Below are 22222 nucleotides of genomic sequence, written 5' to 3'. Positions count from 1 at the left end.
TCAGCTGTGAATCTTGCCATAGAAAAACTGCACCTCCAATTGTTAGTTGTGTCTAACAATTGGGGTGCAGTTCATTTGCACTGATTCTTCCTGTCAGCTCTTTCACATTACATATTATCTGCAATAGGGGTTTCAGGAGTCACTTTTTCTTGATCACCTATTGTCTCTTTATATTTAGTCACTTGAACTTTTTTCGCACTGAAATAGAGGAATGCGGCAGATAGTACAAACAATCCTACCGAAACAAATACACCATAGTTAAATCCTGCTCTAATATCATTTCCAGCAATATCGACAAGAAAACCTGTCAACAGTGGAGCGATGATGCCTGCTAAGCTACCAAAACCTGTTTTAAATCCTAGGATGGAACCTACTTGACTAGGTTGAACCATAGAACTAACTACACTCGAAGTGAATGGTGCAATACAGTTGTTCATAGTAATTCCAAGTCCTAAAAATAGAATGGCTAAGATTGGCGATGTCACAAACGTGGTAGCCGTAAATGAAATTGCAGCGATCACCATTGCTCCGACAGCAACCGTAATATACGATTTAAATGTACTTTTAGTCTTTGCAAATAAATTATCAGCAAACTTTCCAACAATGATAGAAATAATAGCAGCGGAAATACCTATAGTTGCAAATGCAATCCCCATTCGATCCGGAGTTAAACCGACAATTTTAGTTAAGTATGTCGGTCCCCATACAACAACCCACGAAATGATCCACATTACCGAGAAAAATGAGATTAAAATTGAGATGAAATATGGAGTGACCATGATCTTCAGTAACTCGCCAAACGATACTTTCGGTTGTTCTTCTGAAGTTGCCACGTTGCTTTCCAATTTGACTTTTGGCTCTTCTTTAAAAAACACGAAAATAATTAGCCATGCCAAACTTCCGACTCCTAATGCCGCGAATGTATGTTGCCATCCAAGACTTGATAGCATTTTAACAAGAATCGGCGCAGTCAGATACGCACCAAATGTAGCCCCCGACAATAAAATCGCATTTGCTGTACCTCTAGCACCCGCAATAAACCATTTAGCAATATGCGCCATACATAAGGCTAATGTTCCACCTTCAAAGAAACCTAATAAAACACGAATAACAATCAATCCCGTCAAACTATTGACAAAGTAAGCTGATAGTAAAGATACTGTCCAACCTCCAGCTATAAAAATAATTAACCGCTTTGTGCCAAATTTCAAGGAAAGACTAGCAATTAAAATACTACCTACTGCATAAAACCAGTAGAAGCTGCTCCCAGCAATGCCAAACTGTTCAAAACTCAAGTTTAAATCACTAATTACATGATCAGCCGCTAACCCAAGGACAGACTTATCCGCGAAATTGAGAACATAAAGAATAAAAAGCATACCAAGAACTAACCATTTCATAAAAACACTCCCTTTAATTGATTATTCTGAAAAATAAAGTGGTATTAATGTATTGTTACTAAAAGGAAGGAGATATCAGGTTATACCTGATACCACCATGGACTTTCTTCGTTCGTATTTTTTTTAATAATTAATTGATGCCGTATAAATCTACGTAAACCGGTCTGGCCGAACCGCGACTCGCCTAATCCCGAACAGTTAAATGCGGAGTATTCAGGTGCTTCTGTAATGACAAATGGAAGAACTCCAGCATCATTTATACTGACGCCTCCCGCATGCAATTGTTGAGCTACCTCATATGCTTCATGTTCATCTCCTGAAAACACAGAGGAACTTAATCCATACAATGTATCATTTGCTAATCTCACGGCTTCCTCAATTGACTTAAAAGACATAACTGGCATTACAGGACCAAATGTTTCATCTCTCATAATCGACATTGAGTGGTTAACATTCGTAATAACAGTAGGACGCATCCATAAGCTATTGCCACGTTCTTCAATCTCCCCACCACATTGTACAGATGCATTTTTTTCAATTGCGTCATGTAATTGATCTTTAATGATACTTGCTTGTTTATCAAAAATTATTGGTCCAAGATGACCTTCTCCCAACTTATAGGCAAGTTCAATTTTATTTGCTTTTTCCACCAATCGCTTTACAAACACATCGTGTATTTTTTCATCCACATAAATCCGTTCTGTCGAAAAGCATTGATGTCCTACACCGCAAATAGATCCAAAAAGTATTCCATTTACCGCGCTGTCAATATCTGCAGACGCCAAGACAATTGCAGGATCTTTCCCACCCAGTTCTAGGAATGCAGGAATCAAGTTTTGTCCTGCTTGTGCAGCTACTTTACGTCCCGTTTTTTCACTTCCTGTGAATACAATTAAGTCTACTTCGTCAATCAACTGAGCCCCTACATCTCCAGCACCTGTTACATAACGCAAAACTGACGCCAGTTCAGGAACAGCATCAATCGATTTCTGAATCGGTTCTATAAATCGCGGCGTGACTTCACTTGGTTTCACAATAACCGCACAGCCCGCTAATAATGCTGGAATCATGTCCATGGCCGACAGCGACATAGGAAAATTCCAAGGGCTGATTACGCCTACCAACTCATACGGCACATTTTCTTGTGTCATTTCCAAAATGGGTGTATATTCCGACGGCTTGGCCGCTTGCGGAGCTATGACGTCTTCGGCAATAGTAGCCCATCGACCAATCCATTTACTGATATTGTCAAACTCACGATTCGATTCATTCAAGCGACCCGTATCTGAAATAAGCGCTTCCATAATCTCATCTTTATAATTTTGTAAAGACTTCTCCCATTTACGAAGCACTTCAATACGTCCTTGTAACCCTAGCTTTCTCCACTTTACTTGCCCTTCGCGAAGGCGGTTACAATGCATTTCCAACTCGTCAACCGGTGTCGGTGTAAAGCTATAGTCTATTTCTCCCGTTCGTGGATTTCGAACTTTGATTAATTGATTCTCTTGCACTTCTAACATTTTCTCTCACCTCGCTAGTAATTATGAAACGCGTCGTCCACCGCTTACCTCAATGATTTCACCATTAATATAATTTGCATGATTCGATGCTAAGAACATAACAGCACCCGCAATATCCTCAGGTTGACCAGCCTTTTTCATGGGGATACGGCTAATAATCCAGTCGTAGCTGTCCAAAGGTGCGTCTGATTTATGGAATGGCGTATCAATCAGCCCTGGAGCAACTGCATTCACCTGAATATCGTATTGGATCAGCTGTTTTGCCAATGCACGTGTAATGGCACTGACTCCTCCCTTAGCTGCCGTGTAAGCCAAATCTTTCATCGTACCACCTGTACGTTCTACCGCGCTTGTAATATTAATGACTCGTGTATTTTCTCCACTTGCTTTTAGTAAAGGAAGAGCAAACTTGGTCACCAGATAGACAGATTTTAAATTGACATCTATGACTTTATCCCAGACATCCTCTTCAAGCTCTTCAATTGTACTTGTTGTAATTGAAGCCCCTACATTATTAACCAAGACATCTAATTTACCGTATTTTTCTTCAATTTGTTTGGTAATGTTTTGAACATCCTCCTTGCTGGATACATCTCCATCTACTAAAAGTGCATTTGAACCAAGTGCTTTTAGTTGTGCAAGTATTTTTTCTCCATTTTCTATATCGTTAAAGCCATGGACAATTACATCTGCACCTCTTTCGGCAAACCCGAGTGCAGTCATTTTCCCGATACCAGTCGTACTTCCCGTAATCCAAACTACTTTTTTATCAAATGTATACATAAATCAACTTCCTCCTCTGGTATAATTCTTTATGGTTTCTCACCTTAAAAACATTTCATATTGTCAAATAAAACTGCCGATAAGTAAACGTTTTCAATCATCCGCTCACTTTATTGATAATTGTGTATTTTATTTGACAATTCTCAGTATATTTTCATTAGTCTATTATGTCAATACTTATCTATAAAAAAATTTATATATACTAATATTTTCACATTGCTTGGCGACCTTAAAATGCCTTATTTTTTTAAAAAAAATAAAAAGTATTATCCAAAACTCCTTGGATAATACCTTTTATTGTTATTTATTTACCGACAATCCCGAAAACAAAGTAACTATTTCTTCACACCAATCAAGCTCAAATTGCAAGATTTGAATCTTTCTTTTTAATAATAGGTACCTACTGAAATGAGGTTGGCTCATATCCATATGGTTAATGTTAGGATCATTCTTTAACTCTGTTACTTCCTTTTGAAAATGATGTAGTTTTTTTAAGTAACTATTTTTTCTGCTATGTAATAGATGAATAGCGATTTCCGGATTTGCTAACCATATCGAATAGAATTTTATAATAAATTCATCACGGATCACCGGTTCAGCTGGAGCTTCTTCTATCCATTCTTTTAACATGTCAGTACCTTTTTCAGTAATATAATACGTTTTTTTATTCGGTTTTCCCACTTGTTCGACCAACTCAAATTCTACTATTTCTAACTTTTCTAATTTAGATAGAATAGGATAAATTTGACTCAAATTAGCAGCCCAAAGCAATTCAAGTTGTTTCCCCAGTTCATAACCGGACATCGGTTTTCTCGATAAAATACCCAAAATAGCATAAGCTAGTGAATTCACTTTGACACCCCCCTTGAAATTCAACTAATAAATTATTCAAAAAAATCTTTCTTCCTTAGATCAAAGATTAAACGAGATGGAGTTATCAAAAAAATCCAGTTAAGAAATATTTAACCTGCATACTCTTTCGCCCTAAACAAGCGGTTGTAATATTAATTTCAGGATTGATCATAATGTTTAAACAACAACTTAAATAGGATTCTTCTACTGGCTACTTTATAGTAAAATACCTTATATTTCAATCATCAGATTAAATGATTATGCAACAGATACTTTATACTAATATCCCACTAAAGACACATAGCTTAAAAATACAAAATGTTTATAGTAAAATCGCCCGTTGGTTGGAAAAATTTCAAGTTCATTTCTATTCTACTTATAAATTTATATAATACAACCCTCATTTTCACCAGCCAGACCTTCAACAATACAAAAAGAATCCATTTCTGTTTTTTAACAGAAAGGATTCTTTTTGTATTTTCATCTTACTAATCGCAGTGATAATTGCTTAGCAGAATCACTTCAACTTTTTATTTTCAACCAAACTTGCTACACCTTGTCCTCCACCTATACAGAGAGCAGCAATTCCAATTTTCTGATTTCGGCGGATAAGTTCATAAATTAAGGTTACCAAGATTCTCGTTCCGCTTGCACCAATAGGGTGACCGAGCGCAATCGCGCCTCCATTTACATTTACTCGTTCAAGATTCAACGAGAGTTCTTTAATAACAGATAGCGACTGGGCAGCAAAGGCTTCGTTTAATTCCAATAAATCCACCTCATCCAGTGTAAGCTCTGTTTTACTTAGCAGCTTTCGAATAGCTGGAACAGGTCCGATACCCATAATCGACGGTTCAACTCCAACTGATGCATTCGCCTTAATCGAGACAAGAGGTTGTACACTAAGTTCTTTTGCCTTTTGCCCACTCATGAGAACTACAGCAGCCGCCCCATCATTTATACCTGAAGAATTTCCTGCCGTCACTGTTCCTTTTTTATCAAATGCAGGCATTAAACGACCCAGAGCTTCTTTTGTTGTTCCAAAACGTGGAAATTCATCTTGCTCAAAAACAATTGGGTCTCCTTTTCGGGATGGCAATGAAATCGGAACTATCTCTTCTTGAAACGCCCCTTCCAAAATCGCTCTCTCTGCTCGTTGTTGACTATTCGAAGCAAATTCGTCTTGCGATTCTCTCGTAATCCCATCTTTAGTTGCTAGGTTTTCTGCCGTAACTCCCATATGGTAGTCATTCAGCGCACACCATAACCCATCTGAAATTAAACTGTCCACGAGCGGCTGATTGCCCATCTTTAATCCTTCACGAGCACCTTTCAACAAGTATGGAGCTTGGCTCATATTTTCCATTCCGCCTGCTACAACTACTTCAGATTCACCTGAAAGAATCGACTGCATAGCAAGGTGAACTGCTTTCAATCCCGACCCACAGACCTGATTGATAGTTGTTGATGGTACATTTTCTGGAAGACCCGCCAAAATGGCTGCTTGACGAGCAGGGTTCTGCCCGCTTCCTGCTTGTAAAACATTTCCCATTATCACTTCATCTACATTTCTAAAATCTATTGAACTTCTTTGCAGGGCTTCTTTAATGACAACAGATCCTAGCTGTGTTGCCGAAATCTCTTTTAAGCTTCCATTAAACTTGCCTATAGGAGTACGGACTGCACTTACAATTACTATCTCTTTTTCACTCAAATAATTCCTCTCCTCAGTTAGACAGAACTCGATGAATTTCCAGCGTAATTTAGTCTTCATTTTATATCAATAGTTACTTGATACGTGGCCCTATATTGGTATAGAGTTTGAACTACAATTATTGAAGAAACACGTTTTTCCTCCTCTCCAGAATTTATATGTTATATATACAAAGAAAAGGCCAACCTCTCCGATACAATCGACCAGTCTTCCACACTATATCTAACGGAAATAATATGTGAAGAATAAATTCATCATGACAACTATTCTATTAGAAATTAAAAGTAAGTTGTTCGCTTTGAATAATATAGTTCATACTTTTTTATGATTGCACATTATTCTTCATCATATAAAAGCTATCACTTTTCACGAAGTAAGTAACAAAAAATATATATGAATATATGTTTAATTAAAACTATTTATATATAAATATTTACCTATTAATTATACTAACATTTCACTTTTTTGTTGTCAATATTTTTTCATAATTCTCTCTACTAATTATTCACAGGAGTGTGATGTGTCATTATATATTTCATACTGTGTGACAATACTTTAGCGTTGTTCATCAACCTACGAAAAAGCCTCCTTGAAGTCATTTCCCGACCTCAAGGACAGCTTTATGTGTTTTATGTGTATGCTTTTAAAAATAGAACCGTTGACAAGTAGTTTGTGTGTAGTCAGTCTTTTTCAAATGAAACGATGTTGCCCGTTGTCGCTTCCATCATGATTTCATATTCAAATTGTTCATCTTCCATTTCAATTTCATAGAAAACGATACCGTCTTCCTTTTCTTTCTCAATGTCCACATCCGTCACTGTACCAACTGCGTGTTGTTTAGCAATCTCGACGGCCTCTTTCTTCGTAAGCAATGACTGGTTCGGCTTTCCTTCCGATGGGGAAACGACGGTTAGCGTATGATTGGATATGGCAGTTGGCTCTGTTTGTTTGACAGAACTCACCGTCTGCTGTTCTGAATTTTGTAGATCCACTTCTACCGCTTCTTGCTTCATCGTTAGTACATCTCCTGTCGTTGCATCCAACTCCAAGTCCGTCTCGATGGTCTGCTCTTGTAGTTCGATGTCGTAGACTACCCGTCCGTGCTCATGCTCTAGTTCCACGTCCGTTATCGTACCCGGTGCGTGTCGCTGTGCAATAGTGCTGATTTCCTCTTGGCTCAATATATTCTCCGGCAGTTGCTTACCTGTTGTATCGCTCTTCGCAGCCGCTACACCGCCAATCGTCAATACGCCTGCCAACGCTGGAATCACCATCCATTTATTCATCGAGCTTTCCTCCTTTCTTCTCTATCCTCACTGTACCCAGCCATTCTGAGAAAAAAAGGAGAAGTTCATTAGAATTTGATGAGAATTCGTAGCAAACGACTTAGCACCCTATGCCAATCAATCCCAACTCTCCGATATTACCTTTCCAGAAATCGCATGAATTTGATACACAACCTCATCTAAATCTGCATCCGTATCTAATTCGAGTTCAACCAAATAATATCCACCTTGTGTCGTCTCCACAAAATCGATATCATCCACTTCCACCGGTACTTTCGCATTGAGTCGGTTAAGCGCGATATTAGCAGCTTGCCGTTCTGTCAGTATGATGGACTTTTTTTGTGTGGGTGCCGGCTTCTCGACTGGCTTTTGTGCTGTTGCAGGTGGTGAAGTAGGCTTCTCAGTAGGGATCGTTTCCTGCTTGTCCTGCGGTTTTGGCACGGGGTCAGACTCCACACGTGCCGGTTTATTCTCGACAACCGGAGTTTCGCTGGCCTTCTCCTCTTCATCCTCAGTAGGAATCACCGCTACTTCAGGTTGCGCCTCCTTCAACAAAGTAAGTGCTCTAACCTTCCCCGTCTTATGATCCACAGTAGCACGATACAATGCTCCGTTGCGAAGAATTTCCGCCTCGTATCCTGCACCAACTTCTGTTATCTGCTCGACACTTCCCTGATACATTGTCTCAAGTCTCGTCTTCACTACTTCTTTAGGTACCGTATCCTCCTGCATAAGCTGTTTAATATACCAGTTACTCCCTGCCACAATCACGATCGTCAATAAAATCGGGAGTACCCATGGCCTCTTCCACCATTTCATGGCCATTCACCTCTTTTTAACAGTGTACTCATCTATCATTACATTTCCCTGAGAATCATAAAGGCAGTATAATACGCATAGTCGTACCTTCCCCTCGCACACTATCCACATGCAGTTCTGCCTGAATACCCTCCGCTAAATCTTTCGCGATGGCCAAACCGAGACCCGTACCGCCTGTTTTCCTCGCACGGTCTTCTTGCACTCGATAAAATCGATCGAATAAATGCGGCAAATGTTCACCATCGATTCCCTCGCCATCGTCTTGGACTTCTAGCACAACGGATTGTTGCTGTTTCATCATTCGAACCACGATTTCTCCGTCACTATATTTTCGAGCATTATCCAACAAAATGAATAGTAATTGCTTCAGGCGCTTTTCATCCGTTGTAATTAGCACGGGCTTCGTCTCTGCAAATAAAATGGTTCTTCCTGAAGCCACTCGAAGCGGCTCGACTGCTTCATTAATCAGTTTCGTTACATCCGTCTCTGCAAAGGTGAACGCTAATGGATCTTTACTTTTTGCCATCTGCAGCATTTGCTCAATTAATTCCTTCATTCGGCTCGTTTCTTTCAGAATAGCTGTAACGGCTTCATCTGCCACTTGACGATTTTCGTAGCCTTGTCGCTTCAAAAGACGTGCATAACTTTCCATAATCGTCAGTGGCGTTTTCAACTCATGCGAAGCATTCGAAACGAATTGCTCCTGCTTGTAATAATTTTGCTCTAACTGTTCCATCATCTCATTGAACGTCTGGCTCATTTCGGCCAGCTCATCCTTTCCTTCAGATGCCGCCAATTTCTCATATTTCCCAGAACGTTGGCTTGCGGCCATGGTGGCGATCAGCTTCTGAATCGGCTGCGTCAATACTTTTCCAAGCGTTATACTGGATAACGTGATCGGAATCATCGCAAGCAACGTCACACCAAGCAAAATGAATTTCAGTAAATGTAAACTTCGGGTTGAATCACGTAATAACTGCGCAATTTCAACATACACGACTTGATCATCTAACCAAATCACAGGCACTCGTGTTGTCATCACAGCGGAACCGTCCATATAACTGATCGTATAGTCGTCATCATCAAAAGTCAGCTTGAAGTCCTTCAGTTCGTTAGTAGACTGAGTCTTCTTAATGGGCTTGCCATCCTGATCCACAATCCGTAACACACTATCCGGATTAAGGTACGTCCTTAGCACATCGCCCACTTCCTCTTCATCCTCCAGACGACTCAAACCTTCCGTTAACTCCTTCGATCGATGGATCAATTGATTATACTCCGTTGTATAGGCCAGTTGCTTAAAGATCACATAAATCCCACTGTTACTGAGCCCCAAAATGAACAACATCAGTACTGTCGAAAATAAATGGATTTTCGTCTTAAGCTTCATGCACCGGCTCCTTCAGCACATAGCCGACCCCTCGAACCGTGTGGATCAACGGCACTTCTCCAACGTCAATCTTCTTACGGACATAACGAATATACACATCCACCACATTCGTATCCCCGAAATAATCATAGCCCCACACGGCATCTAGTAACTGCTCCCGCGTCAGCACTTGATTTGGATGCTTCAATAAATGATGTAGCAAATCAAATTCCCGCGGCGTTAAATCAATCGAATGCTCCGCGCGATATACTTCCCTTGATAATTGATGTAATGACAAATCAGCATACGTCAATAATTCGGGGTCCTCCTGCTCCGTCTTCTCGTGTCCCGCAATTCGAAGCGCTGTGCGAATTCGTGCGAGTAATTCTTCTATTTCAAACGGCTTGGTAATATAATCATTGGCCCCTAAATCCAAACCTTTTACTTTATCTTCGACATCATTTTTGGCGGTCAATAAAAGGACCGGTGTATACGCATCATGCGAACGAATCCTACGCAATACATCGAGCCCATTCAAACCTGGTAACATCAAGTCAAGAAGCACCAAATCCCATTCTTGTTCCCGAAACAAGATCAAGCCATCCGTTCCTGTATGTGCAATGCCCGTTTCATATTTTTCAAATTCCAATTCTAGTTGCAATACGCGCGCAATGCTCTCTTCATCTTCTACAATTAATATCCGCTCTGCCATGAAAATTCACCTGTCTATGTTAGTTTTACCTATCATTTTAGCAGATTGACAGAGTTGAACGTCTCACTACCACCAACTCTGCGTAGAAAACGGTACTTTCTACGCAGAAAAGAAGACTCCCATTACAAAATGGAAGTCTTCGAGTCTTATAATATATATTTATCTATTTTCAGCACAAGTTCAGCAATTTCTGGCTTACTCACTTGATCGTCTGCACCCACACTTAGGCCTTTATGCTTTAGATCGTCCGTAATAAGTGAGGAGAAAATAATGATTGGCAATCCTTTGAGTTTCGGATTCTCGCGGATTCGTTTCGTAAAATGGTGACCGTCCATCTGCGGCATTTCAATATCCGTGATGACGAGTTGGACTTCCTGTTTTACATCGATCCCTTGTTCCGCGACACTTTCCAAATAATCATACGCGTCTTTACCGTTCTCATAAAAATCCAAATTCGCATAGCCTGCTTCCTGCAATGTGTCATTCAGCAACTTACGCAATAAAGGAGAATCTTCTGCAATCAATAAACGCTTATCGGACCGCTCACGCTTGCCTAGTTTTTTCACCTGGTCCACATTAATTCCAGCTTCTGGATTAATATCAAGGACGATTTTCTCAAAGTCTAGTAATAATAACATCTCGCCATCTAGTTTGATAACTCCAATGACCTGTGAGTTTTCGGCTGCATAAATGCCTGAAGGTTTCTCAATCTGATTCCATGAAATCCGATGAATCTGCGTCACATTATGCACGTGGAAAACAACTGTCTGTTTATTGAACGAAGCGACAATATACTTTTCATCCTGTGGATTGCTTGAAGGCGCCATTCCTAAAATCTTTTCCATACTGACGACTGGCAATACCTCGCCACGCAATTGGACAATACCCTCCACCGCAAAGTGCGCATGTGGAATCGGTGTGATCGGTAGCGGCATAATTATCTCTTTTACTTTGATGACGTTGATGCCGTACCGATTGCCTCCCATTTCAAATCCGACAATCTCTAGCTCATTCGTTCCGCTTTCTAATAAAATCCCTGAATCGTTCGCCAACTTGCTCCACCCTCTCAGACGATTTGGTCTATCTATCTATCAAAAATTCATAGTATCAAAAATAATTTGGTGCCATGGAACTACTATACCATACAGATAACAAATCAATCTATGACAATACAAAGAAATATATCCGACGGTATACCTGAATGATAGATAGTATTTGCTATTTAGTATTCCCTTGTTCCTTGCGGATGCAGATGGCTAACTTGTGATAATTCCTGATGAACTTTTGATTCGTTCAGCCACTTTACTAATTGATCAACACCCATAGGTTTAGCAAAGTAATAACCTTGGAAGATCAAGTCTGGTTGAAGATTCAGCAAGAAGTCCACTTGCTCTTCACTCTCCACACCTTCAATGACAATTTGCAACTCCATGGATCGGCCTATTGATAGGATCGCATTGAGTACAGCACATTCCTTTGGCGACGCAGGCACAATATCGGTGAACGACTTGTCGATCTTCAACGTCGTGATGGGCAATTGTTGCAAATAAGAGAGCGAAGAGACGCCTGTCCCGAAATCATCCAGTGCTACAGCAAACCCATATCGCTTGAATCTCTTCAACGCAGCCGTAGCCAATGTAATGGATTTTGCCGTACTCGTTTCGGTAATCTCCAACTCAATTCGACTCGGATCAATACCAAATAAATTAGTCTCTTTCCATAATACATCTAATAAATGTGGCTCCGTCACATATTCGCCAGGAATATTGATCGCTACTTGCGGAATACGGATGCCCTGGTTATCCCAGTGTCTGATTTGTCGACAAACCTCATGGACAATCCAATCCGTCACTTCCCCCATCCGACCGTCCTGTTCCAATACCGGAACGAAAACAGCTGGTGAAATCGGACCGAGTTCAGGATGATCCCAGCGTAACAATGCTTCTACTCCAATGAACTCTTTCGTGCTCCCCTTCACTTTCGGTTGATACGCGAGATATAGGTTTTCTTCTTCCATCGCTTTGGAAATGTCCCGTAATACTTCCTGTTCATAAGACATGCCATGGATAGCCGGATCAAACGTAAATAATCCCCACTCTCGCTTGACAGCCGCTTGCTCGACGACCATTAATGCTTCTTTATACAATTGTTTCTTCGTTTTCCGCTGATCAGCTTTAGCAATTGCGCATGTGTAACGCATATCCTGTCTTTTCACAGGCAGTAACTGATCGATTTCTTTCTGCATGATCACCAAGTTTTTATACAAGTCTGCCGAACGCCCTGTTTGATTGACACAGAATAAGTAACGGTTTCCGCTCACCCGATACAATTGAGCAAACTTCGGCTTCCATTTGGAAAAGAGTTCACCGATTTGTTGTAAGATCTTATCACCCGCTTCATAACCATACAGCTGATTCACACGTTGGAGATCAGGAAAGTTCCAGATCGCTACATCTCCGGCCGCCACTTCATCCGTCAGTCCCTTTTCCCAATTCCGCCGATTCGGCAATTTCGTCAATACATCAAAATACTTCAACCAATAATCCACATATCCGTCAATATACGTTGTTAGCAACATGCCGATCAATAATAAACCAACGCCAGCACCGATGACGGAGTTTAGAAAGTTCATATGACTGACAGCTTGATCTACGAGTGGTTGGCCAATTTCTATATAATAATGTGTTCCAAACAAGCTCAGATAGTGCATCGTTGCTGGAGCAAACGTCAATAATAAAGTAGCTAGCCATTTGCGTCCGTATAAACGGTTGGGCGTACTGAAAATCCTTAGAGCAATATAGGCGCATAAGCCGCCAATGATATTTGCGACAAGTAGAAGTTGCCAATCGTACCGAATCAATGCATTCATTTCCATAGATTCCATTCCGATTATGTGCATGGCCGTAACACCTTCTGCAATAAGCACCGCGGCAATTGAATGCCGCCAGCAAGACTTCATCGGCCCTTGAATGAGATGAAAAGCGAGCAGCGCAGCAAGAATAGCTGGTATCATAGATAGGAAACTAAACGTATAATTAACGTGCATTTCAAGCGGAATCAAAAGAGAATTCATCGATACAAAATGCGTTGCCCAAACGCCAAAGCCAAAAGCTAATGATGCTAAGACTAGCCAGACTTCCCGTTTAAAGAAACTTGGGTTCTGCATCCGGTCATAGAGTGCAAGAGTGGTATAGGAAGCAAAAGCGATGATTAGTAGAGATAATAAGACAATGCCTATTGAATATGTACCGATTACTTCAGTGTACTGTTGGTGATCTGGTGACGAAAACATACCGATCCACCTCCTCAACCCATGACAAAAGGGAATATTATACTTTATAGTAATTCTAAATGCTTATATCTATTAAATGATAAAAAGAGTTTATTAGTATTCATTATTTACTATTTTTATATATGAGTCAATGGTTTCTAGGTGATTTTGCTTGTCGGTAGAAGATTTTTTAATAGTTTTATAGTGTATTTCGACTCCATTAAGATATGGTAAAATGTGGGGAAACAGAGATGCTAGGAGGAAGATAGAATGACGATCTATAACAAATTGGTGCGTGATTTCATACCACTTATTATCGAGCAGGATGCTAAGACTTGCGAAACACGTATATTAGATGCAGCTTCCTATATAAAAGAAGTGAATAACAAGATGCATGAGGAGTTAGGCCGCCGTTCAACGTATTTAGAATATCACTAGAAAGCAAACGAAGACGCTTCTTCCATACTACAGAAATTTAAACCGTATCTTAATTCTTCTACAACATGCGGGGGAATTGGGCACATTAGAACTAGAAGTGCTCAATCAGCATAAGGACTGGCTCATTGAGGTGAATCGCACAGCGATTACGAAAAGTTATAAGATGGTTGTTTTACAGTATATGCTGTCGAGAGGCTCTGCTAATTGGCATAAGCCTGTCACGCCAGTCGAAGTCGCACCGTATTTTCATGGGTATTTGATGGAGAAGGCTTATCGGAGAGATGTGGATTTGGCAGATAAACGCGGGAAGACTTTACATATATATAATGAAGCGAAAACTGCGAATTTGATTGCTGATATGCCGATGACGAAGTGGAGCGGGTCTTCTAAGGGAAGATTTTTGTTCGAAGATGGGGTGTTTGTTCCGCAGTTAGATGTGGCGAATGAACATAAGGAGGTTTTGTTTAAGTGGGTGAAGGAGATTTGTGAGTATCGGTTGCAGTGGTATTTTGGGAGGAAGATAGTTAAAAAGACAACTGACAAATAATTTTGCATCAAAGCTTAACGGGTAATGAATTCTCAATTAACTCTATTGTTTCGCCCCTTTTATAAAAGGTCGTCGGCTGATAAAATACGCCGGATATTTTCCTTTATATATATTTGAAAACGGCGAGAGACGAATCTACCAACTCGAAGTGTTATTATATCAAGATTTGCGGGGCAATTGTTTTTTCGACTATGTTTTGACTACGTTTGATGAAAAATATAGTGAGAGGCACTCTTTTTCAAATACTTCTATTCAAAAAATGATCGTCTACGAAAAGAAAGTATTTTTACCTAACGAGTTAACAAATAAAGACCATCTCGGTATTCTTTAAAGAAGCTTCTTCCTCCAATTACTCTGATGTTATTCTACATATGTATCTAGTGCAGGCAGACACCGAGGGAATCTCCCCCCTTTAAATGAGCTGGAAAAATTTCAATTCAGTGATGCACGAGACGCAAGGAGTTTTGCCCAACAGTAGCCACAGATGTCGGCTCTTGATTATGTATTACTCATAAATGGTGTCAGCGAGAGTCGCAGCTTTCACATTAAAAAGCCTTCCATACTAAATCGATAGAAAGGCCAGAACACATTTTCCTGAAAAATGTACTGGTCTTTCTTTTTCTCTATTATCTTAATTTCCAATATATACAAAAAGTTGCTTTTATTCCATAATTTTTAAGATCCTACTGTTTCACCGTCGTCTCAAATTCTTTTTAAAACATAGAAAGCTGCACCGGCATGGGAAGAGTTTGATTGTTAATCCTTCTAATCATTTTCCAATTTCAGAAAAAATAAGAAGCCGACCCCTTATCATACAGGTAGTCGGCTAATTTGTCTCTGAAATGTGTCTGAACGTACAATTTTCCCAGAATGATACGGTGACCCATGCTCGATCATATGCAGCAACAACTCAACCGCACGCCTTCCAGCGGGCGCGGCCAATTGCTTATCAAAGAAGAATTGTTCATCGTCATGTCGGGTTGGTTGAAGTCAGAGGTGGTCAGGGTGCCTTAGTCTTAAGCAGGCTCTTGGCAATGGTGTTTCGCTGAATTTCCGATGAGCCATTGGCGATGCGGAATACGCGCGAGGAACGGTACAGCCATTCGATAAAATGTCCGCGCACCGTGCCTTCGCCGCCATGTATTTGTAAGGCTCTGTCGGCCACACGCCAGGCAGTTTCCGAGGTCATCAGCTTGCACATGCAGGCTTCGGCGCGAATATCGCCGCCGGCATCGCGCCGGGCGGCAGTGGCGTACATCATCGCGCGCACCGCGTAGATCTCGCTCGCCATATCGGCCAGCATGTGCTGGATCGCCTGGAATCCTCCGATCGGGGCACCGAACTGTTTGCGAGTGCGGCAGCGTTCGCTCGCCATGTCCAGTGCCAGCAGCGACAAGCCCATCGCACTCGGACAGTGCAGCAGCCGGTTGAGCGTGATGCGCGACAAGCCGAGTTTCAGCCCTTCTCCCTCGGCGCCGATGAGGTTTTCCACTGGCACCTGCACGTTGTCGAATTCCAGATCCGCGGTGCCGTGGCCGCCGAGCAACGTTTCATAATGGTCGAAGATCTTCGCACCGGGCGCATGCAGATCAACGAAGAACGCCGAGATGCCTTTCGCGCCGGCACCGGGATCGGTGACCGCAACTACGATGGCGTAATCAGCATATGGGGCCCCGGAGATGAAGCGCTTGGAGCCGCTTAGGACGTAATGGTCGCCGCGTCGTTCGGCGCGCGTTTTCACGCCGGCGGCGTCCGATCCGGCGCTCTCCTCGGTGAGGGCAAAGCAGATTCCCTTATCGCCGTTCACCACCGGGTCGAGGAAAGTCTGTTTCTGATATGCCGAAACGTGACCGAGCAGGTACCCGACGCGCGGCGGCCCGTTCCATTCGCCGAGAACGTGCGGGCTCAACGCCGCGCCGGTGCGGCTTACAGCTTCCTTGATCGCGCACAGTTCGACGGTCGTCAAGCCCGGCCCGCCGTGCTCCGGAGGGAGCATCAGGTGAAAAAATCCGCGTTCGCGTGCGGCCTTCCATACCTGGCGCAGCACAGGCAGATCGGTCGCCCCGTCGCGCGTGATGCCCTCGCGCTTTTCCAGTGGAATCACCGTGCCAGCGATGAACTCCTCCAGCTCTCTGATGATTCGGTGTGCTCGTTCGCTCACAGCGGCGAGTAATGGGTCAGTGGTGTGGGTGTAGTACATGTTATCTCCTCCATCGATTAAGTGTGTAACGCTAGGCCTGCAGAATTTCACAGACAACGGTGTTGCGCTGAATTTCGCTAGTTCCTGACAGGATGCACATGCTGGGACAACAGCGAACCGGTTTCGGCAATCTCTGCCTTCAGTAGCTCGAGCTCATGCGAGCGTTTCCAGATTGGGTTTAGCAAGTCGCGTGGCCACGTATCCTCCGGCCCGAGACCCGTTTCCTTTTCGAGAGGAATCAACTCTTCATGAATGTATTTCAATGCGAGGTCGCGGATAGCCGTGTAGAAATCGCTTGTCATGTTTTTCATTGCGTTCCTCTCCAGTTTCAATTCACCATGCGCTGCTGTCCAACCCAGTACGACTGGCGAACCTCCTTGCGCGCCAGCTTGCCGTTGGCATTCTTGGGCAGCACAGCGACGAAATCGACGCTGCGCGGAGCCTTGTAGTTGGCAAGCAGTGTGCGGCAGTGCGCGATCAGCTCTTGCTCGTTCAACGTATGGCCATCGCGTGTGACGACTACCGCCTTGACCGCCTCACCCCAGCGCTCGTCCGGCACGCCGATCACGCAGGCTTCATATACCGCCGGATGCCGGTACAGCGCCGCCTCGACCTCGGTCGGATAGACGTTGAATCCGCCCGATACCACCATGTCCTTCTTGCGGTCGACGATGTAGATGAAGCCCTGTTCATCGACTCGGGCCAGGTCGCCCGTATGTAGCCAGCCTTCGACCAGCACCTCATCCGTCAGCTCAGGCTCTCCCCAATAGCCGACGAAAACATCGTCTCCGCTGATGATGATCTCGCCAACCTCGTCGCCGTTCACATCCTCGCCGCGCTCGTTGACGACCCGAACCTGGGATTCGGCATAAGCCCGCCCGCAAGAGGCCAGGCGGTGCGGTGCGTCGCGTAGCGCTTCGGCATGATCCTGCACGGTCAAGAGCGTGACGCCCGAGGTGGATTCGCTCGCCCCATAACCCTGCGTCAGAATCGGCCCGATGCGCTGCCACGCCTCCTCGATACGGGCGGGAGCCATCGGCGCGGCGCCGTAAAAGATCATTCGCAGACTCGACAGGTCGCGCGTGGCCAGTGTCGGTTCCTGCAGCAGCATGTGAATCATGGTTGGAACCATGAATGCGTGCGTGATCCGGTGTTGCTCGACCGCAGCCAGGAATTCAGCCGAATCGAACTTCTCCAAAATGTACAGCGTCGCACCGGCAAACAGATAAGGCTGCATGAACATGCCGCTCGCGTGCGTGATGGGGCCGACTAGACAAAGCCGGTCGCCCGGACGCGGTGCGACTTCGTTGTTGAACAGCATCTTGCGGATGCAAGCCATCCGGTTGCGGAACGTTTGCATCGCCGCCTTGATCTTCCCGGTCGAGCCGGAAGAGAAGTGCAAGGCGGCTAGATCGGACTCGCTGACCTGGACCTGCGGCGCATCGGAATCGGCGGCAGCGAGCAGGGATTCATAGTCGAGCATGTCGTCGCCCTGGCCGTTCATGCTGATGAAATGGCGCACCGACCCGAACCCTGCAGTCTCGCGGTTGTAATGGGTAAAGCCGGGGCCGACGATCATCACCACCGGCTTGGCATTCGAAATCACGTCGCTCACTTCGGCGGCTGTGAAGCGCGCATTCAGCGCCGCCTTGACTAGGCCGGCTTTCAGCAATGCGGTCTCTAGTTCCACCAACTGCGTGCAGTTGCGCGCCTGCACCGCGACCCGGTCGCCCTTGCGCAGGCCTAGCCCCAGCAAGGCGTTAGCAAGCCGGTTGCTGCGCTCGTTGAGCTGGGCAAACGTCAGACTGCGTGGGCCGCAGACCACCGCCAGCCGATCGGGCCAGTAGCGGGCACCTCGATAAATATGCATACAAATATCCAATTTTCGTTCCTCCTCAAATGTGATAAAAGTTTCTAGCAGGCAGATGCGTGCTAGACGATCACGTACAGTCCGCGACATCCGGCTAGGCGGCTATTCACGGGAATGACTGAAATGTAGTCTGTTGCATATACACTCTATCCTTCCTTTTAAGATTGGTTACCTACGGCCTTAATTTGTCGTAGTTTTTCGATATCTAAAGGCTGGTAATGAAGACCCTGCAATATTTCTTCCGTATTTTGCCCTAATGCTGGGGCCAAGGTATGGTTTTCATGCAATGGGGTAGAGAAGAGAACTGGGAATCTCACATGCCGTTCCTTCTCGCCTGTTTCCGGATTATTCCATTCTTGAAAAATCTGACGTGCCATCAAATGTGGATCTTCCATGACTTCAACCGCGTTATTAACAGGAGCCCATGGGATATCCTGAGAGGAAAAAACTTCTTCCCAATAGCTATTTGGTTTGGAAAGAATAATACCCTTTATCAAATGATGAAGTTCCACCTTTTTGCGTATTCTTTCTGCCGGTTTTTTCCATTGTTCTAAGCCGAGGACTGGAAATTCTTCCTGCAGACAATTAAGAAAGTTAATCCAAAATTTATCTTCATTCAAACCGAGAGACAGCCATTTTCCTTCTTTTGTTTCAAACATATCATTACCGGGCATAACTATCAGAGACTCCTTTGATGAAAGCGCTTTCCCATCTTTCACTAGTACAGGCATAACTAATCCCACCCAAGTAGCTAAAATGTCTGTCATGGCCACGTCAACATACTGCCCTTCCTTCGTATATTGTGTCTCCATTAAAGCAGCAAGAATAGAGAAAGCGGCCACCAGCCCACCAGCCAAATCAGCTACTCTGGAGGCAGGGCGTGTAGTTGGCAAATCCATATGGGATGGAATACCGACCATGCCAGACAAAGCTAAAAAGTTTAAATCATGGCCAGCCCGATCCTTATAAGGACCTGTTTGCCCAAATCCTGACAGGGAACAATAAACGATCTGCGGATTGATTTCTTTTACCTGTTCATATCCAAAACCCAAACGGTCAATGACGCCAGGACGAAAACCTTCAATAAAAACATCCGCCTCCGCCACCAAGCGGCGCAGAATCTCTCTGCCTGCTTCCTGCTTCAAATCAAGGGCAATTGACTTTTTATTTCGATTTACCATGTTGAAGATCGGTCGTGAATTTACTCTTGTGTCATCTCCACGCCTGGTATCTTCAACTTTAATGATTTCCATTCCCAAATCGCCCAGCAGCATAGTACAATATGGTCCAGGTAGCAATAGGGATAAGTCAATGACCTTTAACTGTTTAAAGTAGTTAAACATAATGAATCCTTCCTCCTCTTTTCAGCAAAGTAATTATAGTGCTTTTTCTTTAAACAATTCCTTGGCAATGGTATTCTTTTGGATTTCTGAGGTACCGCTAAGAATTCGGAACATACGCGAACTTCTGTACATTTTTTCCACGGGATGCCCTTTTTCCAACCCCTGCGAACCGAAAATTTGGATGGCCTTGTCCGCTACACGATTAGTTACCTCTGCAGCAAACAATTTAGCCATAGAAGCGCCTGCACGATCTTCTTCTCTCCGGTCAATTTTTTCAATCACATCGTAGACCATGCATCTCGCGGCATAGATTTCCGTAGCCATTTCTGCCCGCATATGCTGGATCGCTTAATGCTGTAATTCTCTCATTTCCTTCCACCGTCAACTCCTTGGCAATCACAATGGCATAAGGGGCCGCACTGATAAAATGCTTCTTTCCGTTTAGCACATAATCAGCTCCATCTCTAACCGCCGTCGTTTCAATAGCAAATGCATCGGAGCCGGCATGTGGTTCGGGTAAGCGCAAAACAAAAGCTAGCCTCTCCGGTAACTACCGGAATAACGTATTTTTCTTTTTGCTCCTGTGTAAAGCTCCCCGGCATTTGCCCTATCCGTAGCGGGCCGCCTATTTCTCCAATCATCTGGCCCCATAAAACAGCTCCAGAGCGAACCAATTCTTCTTTTAATATGCATAGTCCTTTTAAGCTAAGAGCCTGCGCACCAAGTTCTTTAGGCAGGGTAATTCCATAAAAGCCAAGTTCCCTTGATCGCTTTCTTACCCATTTAATCGCTTCCATTGAAACATCGTCCTCGGCATTTAACTGATGCTCCTGTTCGTAAGGGAACAACTCATTTTAGATAAAAATCCCGTAATATAAGGCGAAGTACCTTTAAATCCTCTTTTAACGTCAAAAGCAAAGATTTCCCCTCCTTCTTCTTTATTTAGATCAAATTCACAAATGATCTAAATATTAAATTAATTGTAACCATAAATATTATTGAAGTAAATTAAACGTTCATTATAATAACTTAAGTAAAATTGATATCTAATTTATAGATGATCTTGATTCAAATCCTTCTGGAGTTGAATATTCTCCCCCACCAGGACGATGTTGGAAAAACATTGAAACGAAATATAAGTAACTGAGAGAAGAAGGAAGAATGTGGTTTGGTAAAAATGGTGATGCAATGCTGAGAAGAAAAATTTATTTAGCAGAATCACTAGGAAGAGCAGCTTGAACATGGTGGCCTAATAAGGAAGTTGGTCATAATCAGGAAGCTAAGAAGGAAGCTATCGCTCTTTTTGGAGAGAATCAGCCTTTTTCAACACCGAAACCAGAAAGATTATTGCATCGTATTATTTCTTTGTGTACTGTATTTTTTTAGATTTCTTTGCTGGTAGCGGAACGACCACAGAAGTAGCTCATAAAATGAACCGTCGATATATAGGTATTGAGCAGATAACTTACGAAGTTGATTATATGCCTGAAAGGTTAAATCAACAATTTTAGGAAACTTTATTGAAGATACCACCTCTTTGAATGGTAGCATTTTCAATCAAATTGCCCAAAGCAATCATTTCAACAACGTCTCCGAATTGTTCTAAGGTTACATCATAATCTTTAAATGAAGGATCATTTCCTTTATCAAATTCCTTCAAGATGCTATAAAACAATTTTATTTTATTCAACTTTCCCACCTCCTTTTACCTCTTTTTCACCATACTATACAACGGAAAGAGATTCTTATTACAAGGGTGACTTCCATCAATGACTCTCTCGCTTTTACATGATATCTATCAAAGGAACCGAAGAGAGTATTCTGTGTTTGGAGATTACACTTCCAAGATTAGTAATTTATTTCAGTTTCAAGGAATTTTCAAGGTTGGTATCGACAAAGTTGTGGATAAATCGGTCTTTCTCCATGTGATTTTCTTTCGATTTACGGAACCATTTTTTTATAAGCCGTTTCTCATCTGGCTCCAGTTGCCATAAGGCCTCAGCTTCTTCCCTACACCCATGCTGGGCACACAAAAAAAGCAGGAATATTCCTGCTTCCTGTAGGGAACTAAATGTAAATAGAGGATTTTTAAGCTGAT

Annotated in this window: 22 protein-coding genes; 3 read left to right on the top strand and 19 right to left on the bottom strand. The window is 43.0% G+C overall.

Annotated elements, in window-relative coordinates; all coding sequences use genetic code 11:
• Positions 1-107: 107 nt before the first annotated feature.
• The 11 genes from GD002_RS15020 to GD002_RS14970 all read right to left on the bottom strand — a co-directional run bounded on the left by GD002_RS15020 (position 108) and on the right by GD002_RS14970 (position 13747).
• On the bottom strand, positions 108-1400 hold the full coding sequence (locus GD002_RS15020; RefSeq protein WP_153733178.1) for an MFS transporter: 1293 nt from the start codon (positions 1398-1400) through the stop codon (positions 108-110).
• A gap of 80 nt (positions 1401-1480) precedes the next feature.
• Complete coding sequence (locus GD002_RS15015) at positions 1481-2920, bottom strand: aldehyde dehydrogenase family protein (RefSeq protein WP_153733177.1); 1440 nt, start codon at positions 2918-2920, stop codon at positions 1481-1483.
• A gap of 21 nt (positions 2921-2941) precedes the next feature.
• Positions 2942-3703 (bottom strand): SDR family NAD(P)-dependent oxidoreductase, encoded by a 762-nt coding sequence (locus tag GD002_RS15010; protein WP_153733176.1) that lies wholly within the window; start codon positions 3701-3703, stop codon positions 2942-2944.
• A gap of 300 nt (positions 3704-4003) precedes the next feature.
• Complete coding sequence (locus GD002_RS15005) at positions 4004-4555, bottom strand: PadR family transcriptional regulator (RefSeq protein WP_153733175.1); 552 nt, start codon at positions 4553-4555, stop codon at positions 4004-4006.
• Positions 4556-5072: 517 nt separating this feature from the next.
• Positions 5073-6269, bottom strand: coding sequence for an acetyl-CoA C-acetyltransferase (locus GD002_RS15000; RefSeq protein WP_153733174.1), 1197 nt, complete (start codon positions 6267-6269; stop codon positions 5073-5075).
• Positions 6270-6949: 680 nt separating this feature from the next.
• Positions 6950-7555 (bottom strand): PepSY domain-containing protein, encoded by a 606-nt coding sequence (locus GD002_RS14995; protein ID WP_153733173.1) that lies wholly within the window; start codon positions 7553-7555, stop codon positions 6950-6952.
• 117 nt (positions 7556-7672) lie between these two features.
• Positions 7673-8374: a PepSY domain-containing protein gene (locus GD002_RS14990; protein WP_194841630.1), complete on the bottom strand. Its 702-nt coding sequence runs from the start codon at positions 8372-8374 to the stop codon at positions 7673-7675.
• A 55-nt stretch (positions 8375-8429) separates the two neighbouring features.
• Positions 8430-9764, bottom strand: a complete 1335-nt coding sequence (locus tag GD002_RS14985; protein ID WP_153733171.1) for a HAMP domain-containing sensor histidine kinase — start codon at positions 9762-9764, stop codon at positions 8430-8432.
• On the bottom strand, positions 9754-10455 hold the full coding sequence (locus GD002_RS14980; protein WP_153733170.1) for a response regulator transcription factor: 702 nt from the start codon (positions 10453-10455) through the stop codon (positions 9754-9756). Before GD002_RS14980 ends, GD002_RS14985 begins: the two co-directional genes overlap by 11 nt.
• 146 nt (positions 10456-10601) lie before the next feature.
• The gene (locus tag GD002_RS14975; protein WP_153733169.1) at positions 10602-11507 is read right to left on the bottom strand and encodes a chemotaxis protein; all 906 of its coding nucleotides are present in this window, start codon (positions 11505-11507) and stop codon (positions 10602-10604) included.
• 170 nt (positions 11508-11677) lie between these two features.
• A complete protein-coding gene (locus GD002_RS14970; RefSeq protein ID WP_153733168.1) occupies positions 11678-13747 on the bottom strand; it encodes a putative bifunctional diguanylate cyclase/phosphodiesterase in 2070 nt (689 codons plus the stop codon).
• A 249-nt stretch (positions 13748-13996) separates the two neighbouring features.
• Here GD002_RS14970 and GD002_RS14965 point away from each other — a divergent pair, with 249 nt between their 5' ends.
• Together GD002_RS14965 and GD002_RS14960 are read left to right on the top strand one after the other, a co-directional pair.
• The gene (locus GD002_RS14965; protein ID WP_153733167.1) at positions 13997-14164 is read left to right on the top strand and encodes a hypothetical protein; all 168 of its coding nucleotides are present in this window, start codon (positions 13997-13999) and stop codon (positions 14162-14164) included.
• A gap of 76 nt (positions 14165-14240) precedes the next feature.
• The gene (locus GD002_RS14960; protein ID WP_153733166.1) at positions 14241-14711 is read left to right on the top strand and encodes a hypothetical protein; all 471 of its coding nucleotides are present in this window, start codon (positions 14241-14243) and stop codon (positions 14709-14711) included.
• 1000 nt (positions 14712-15711) lie between these two features.
• Here GD002_RS14960 and GD002_RS14955 read toward each other — a convergent pair.
• The 7 genes from GD002_RS14955 to GD002_RS14925 form a co-directional block, all read right to left on the bottom strand.
• Positions 15712-16911, bottom strand: a complete 1200-nt coding sequence (locus GD002_RS14955) for an acyl-CoA dehydrogenase family protein (RefSeq protein WP_153733165.1) — start codon at positions 16909-16911, stop codon at positions 15712-15714.
• A 77-nt stretch (positions 16912-16988) separates the two neighbouring features.
• Positions 16989-17222, bottom strand: a complete 234-nt coding sequence (locus GD002_RS14950) for a hypothetical protein (RefSeq protein ID WP_153733164.1) — start codon at positions 17220-17222, stop codon at positions 16989-16991.
• A 17-nt stretch (positions 17223-17239) separates the two neighbouring features.
• The gene (locus GD002_RS14945; protein ID WP_228548396.1) at positions 17240-18793 is read right to left on the bottom strand and encodes an AMP-binding protein; all 1554 of its coding nucleotides are present in this window, start codon (positions 18791-18793) and stop codon (positions 17240-17242) included.
• 146 nt (positions 18794-18939) lie between these two features.
• Positions 18940-20124, bottom strand: a complete 1185-nt coding sequence (locus tag GD002_RS14940; protein ID WP_153733163.1) for a CaiB/BaiF CoA transferase family protein — start codon at positions 20122-20124, stop codon at positions 18940-18942.
• Positions 20125-20157: 33 nt separating this feature from the next.
• A complete protein-coding gene (locus tag GD002_RS14935; RefSeq protein ID WP_194841629.1) occupies positions 20158-20448 on the bottom strand; it encodes an acyl-CoA dehydrogenase family protein in 291 nt (96 codons plus the stop codon).
• On the bottom strand, positions 20399-20572 hold the full coding sequence (locus GD002_RS14930; RefSeq protein ID WP_330583389.1) for an acyl-CoA dehydrogenase middle domain-containing protein: 174 nt from the start codon (positions 20570-20572) through the stop codon (positions 20399-20401). The genes GD002_RS14935 and GD002_RS14930 overlap by 50 nt, the downstream gene beginning before the upstream one ends.
• A 31-nt stretch (positions 20573-20603) precedes the next feature.
• Positions 20604-20921: an acyl-CoA dehydrogenase family protein gene (locus tag GD002_RS14925; RefSeq protein ID WP_456242924.1), complete on the bottom strand. Its 318-nt coding sequence runs from the start codon at positions 20919-20921 to the stop codon at positions 20604-20606.
• 570 nt (positions 20922-21491) lie between these two features.
• On the opposite strand from GD002_RS14925, the gene GD002_RS18140 reads away from it, so the two are divergent.
• On the top strand, positions 21492-21635 hold the full coding sequence (locus GD002_RS18140) for a DNA methyltransferase (protein ID WP_228548395.1): 144 nt from the start codon (positions 21492-21494) through the stop codon (positions 21633-21635).
• On the opposite strand, the gene GD002_RS14915 is transcribed toward GD002_RS18140, so the two are convergent.
• Entirely contained in the window at positions 21632-21814 is a 183-nt protein-coding gene (locus GD002_RS14915) for a hypothetical protein (RefSeq protein ID WP_153733159.1), read from the bottom strand. The two genes, GD002_RS18140 and GD002_RS14915, sit on opposite strands and share 4 nt — an antisense overlap.
• Positions 21815-22222 lie beyond the last annotated feature (408 nt).

The sequence above is a fragment of the Sporosarcina obsidiansis genome (assembly GCF_009651005.1).
Taxonomy (GTDB): Bacteria; Bacillota; Bacilli; order Bacillales_A; family Planococcaceae; genus Sporosarcina; species Sporosarcina obsidiansis.
The sequence above is the reverse complement of the archived record's forward strand: the minus strand, read 5'-3'. Positions and strand labels throughout refer to the sequence as shown.

Bases quoted from the DNA above. Each gene is read 5' to 3' on its own strand.
- GD002_RS14965 (WP_153733167.1), top strand. From the start codon at position 13,997: ATGACGATCTATAACAAATTGGTGCGTGATTTCATACCACTTATTATC.
- GD002_RS14970 (WP_153733168.1), bottom strand. From the start codon at position 13,747: ATGTTTTCGTCACCAGATCACCAACAGTACACTGAAGTAATCGGTACA.
- GD002_RS14925 (WP_456242924.1), bottom strand. From the start codon at position 20,921: ATGGAAGCGATTAAATGGGTAAGAAAGCGATCAAGGGAACTTGGCTTT.
- GD002_RS14980 (WP_153733170.1), bottom strand. From the start codon at position 10,455: ATGGCAGAGCGGATATTAATTGTAGAAGATGAAGAGAGCATTGCGCGC.
- GD002_RS15015 (WP_153733177.1), bottom strand. From the start codon at position 2,920: ATGTTAGAAGTGCAAGAGAATCAATTAATCAAAGTTCGAAATCCACGA.
- GD002_RS15020 (WP_153733178.1), bottom strand. From the start codon at position 1,400: ATGAAATGGTTAGTTCTTGGTATGCTTTTTATTCTTTATGTTCTCAAT.
- GD002_RS14985 (WP_153733171.1), bottom strand. From the start codon at position 9,764: ATGAAGCTTAAGACGAAAATCCATTTATTTTCGACAGTACTGATGTTG.
- GD002_RS14990 (WP_194841630.1), bottom strand. From the start codon at position 8,374: ATGAAATGGTGGAAGAGGCCATGGGTACTCCCGATTTTATTGACGATC.
- GD002_RS14940 (WP_153733163.1), bottom strand. From the start codon at position 20,124: ATGTTTAACTACTTTAAACAGTTAAAGGTCATTGACTTATCCCTATTG.
- GD002_RS14935 (WP_194841629.1), bottom strand. From the start codon at position 20,448: ATGGCTACGGAAATCTATGCCGCGAGATGCATGGTCTACGATGTGATT.
- GD002_RS14950 (WP_153733164.1), bottom strand. From the start codon at position 17,222: ATGAAAAACATGACAAGCGATTTCTACACGGCTATCCGCGACCTCGCA.
- GD002_RS14995 (WP_153733173.1), bottom strand. From the start codon at position 7,555: ATGAATAAATGGATGGTGATTCCAGCGTTGGCAGGCGTATTGACGATT.
- GD002_RS15010 (WP_153733176.1), bottom strand. From the start codon at position 3,703: ATGTATACATTTGATAAAAAAGTAGTTTGGATTACGGGAAGTACGACT.
- GD002_RS14955 (WP_153733165.1), bottom strand. From the start codon at position 16,911: ATGTACTACACCCACACCACTGACCCATTACTCGCCGCTGTGAGCGAA.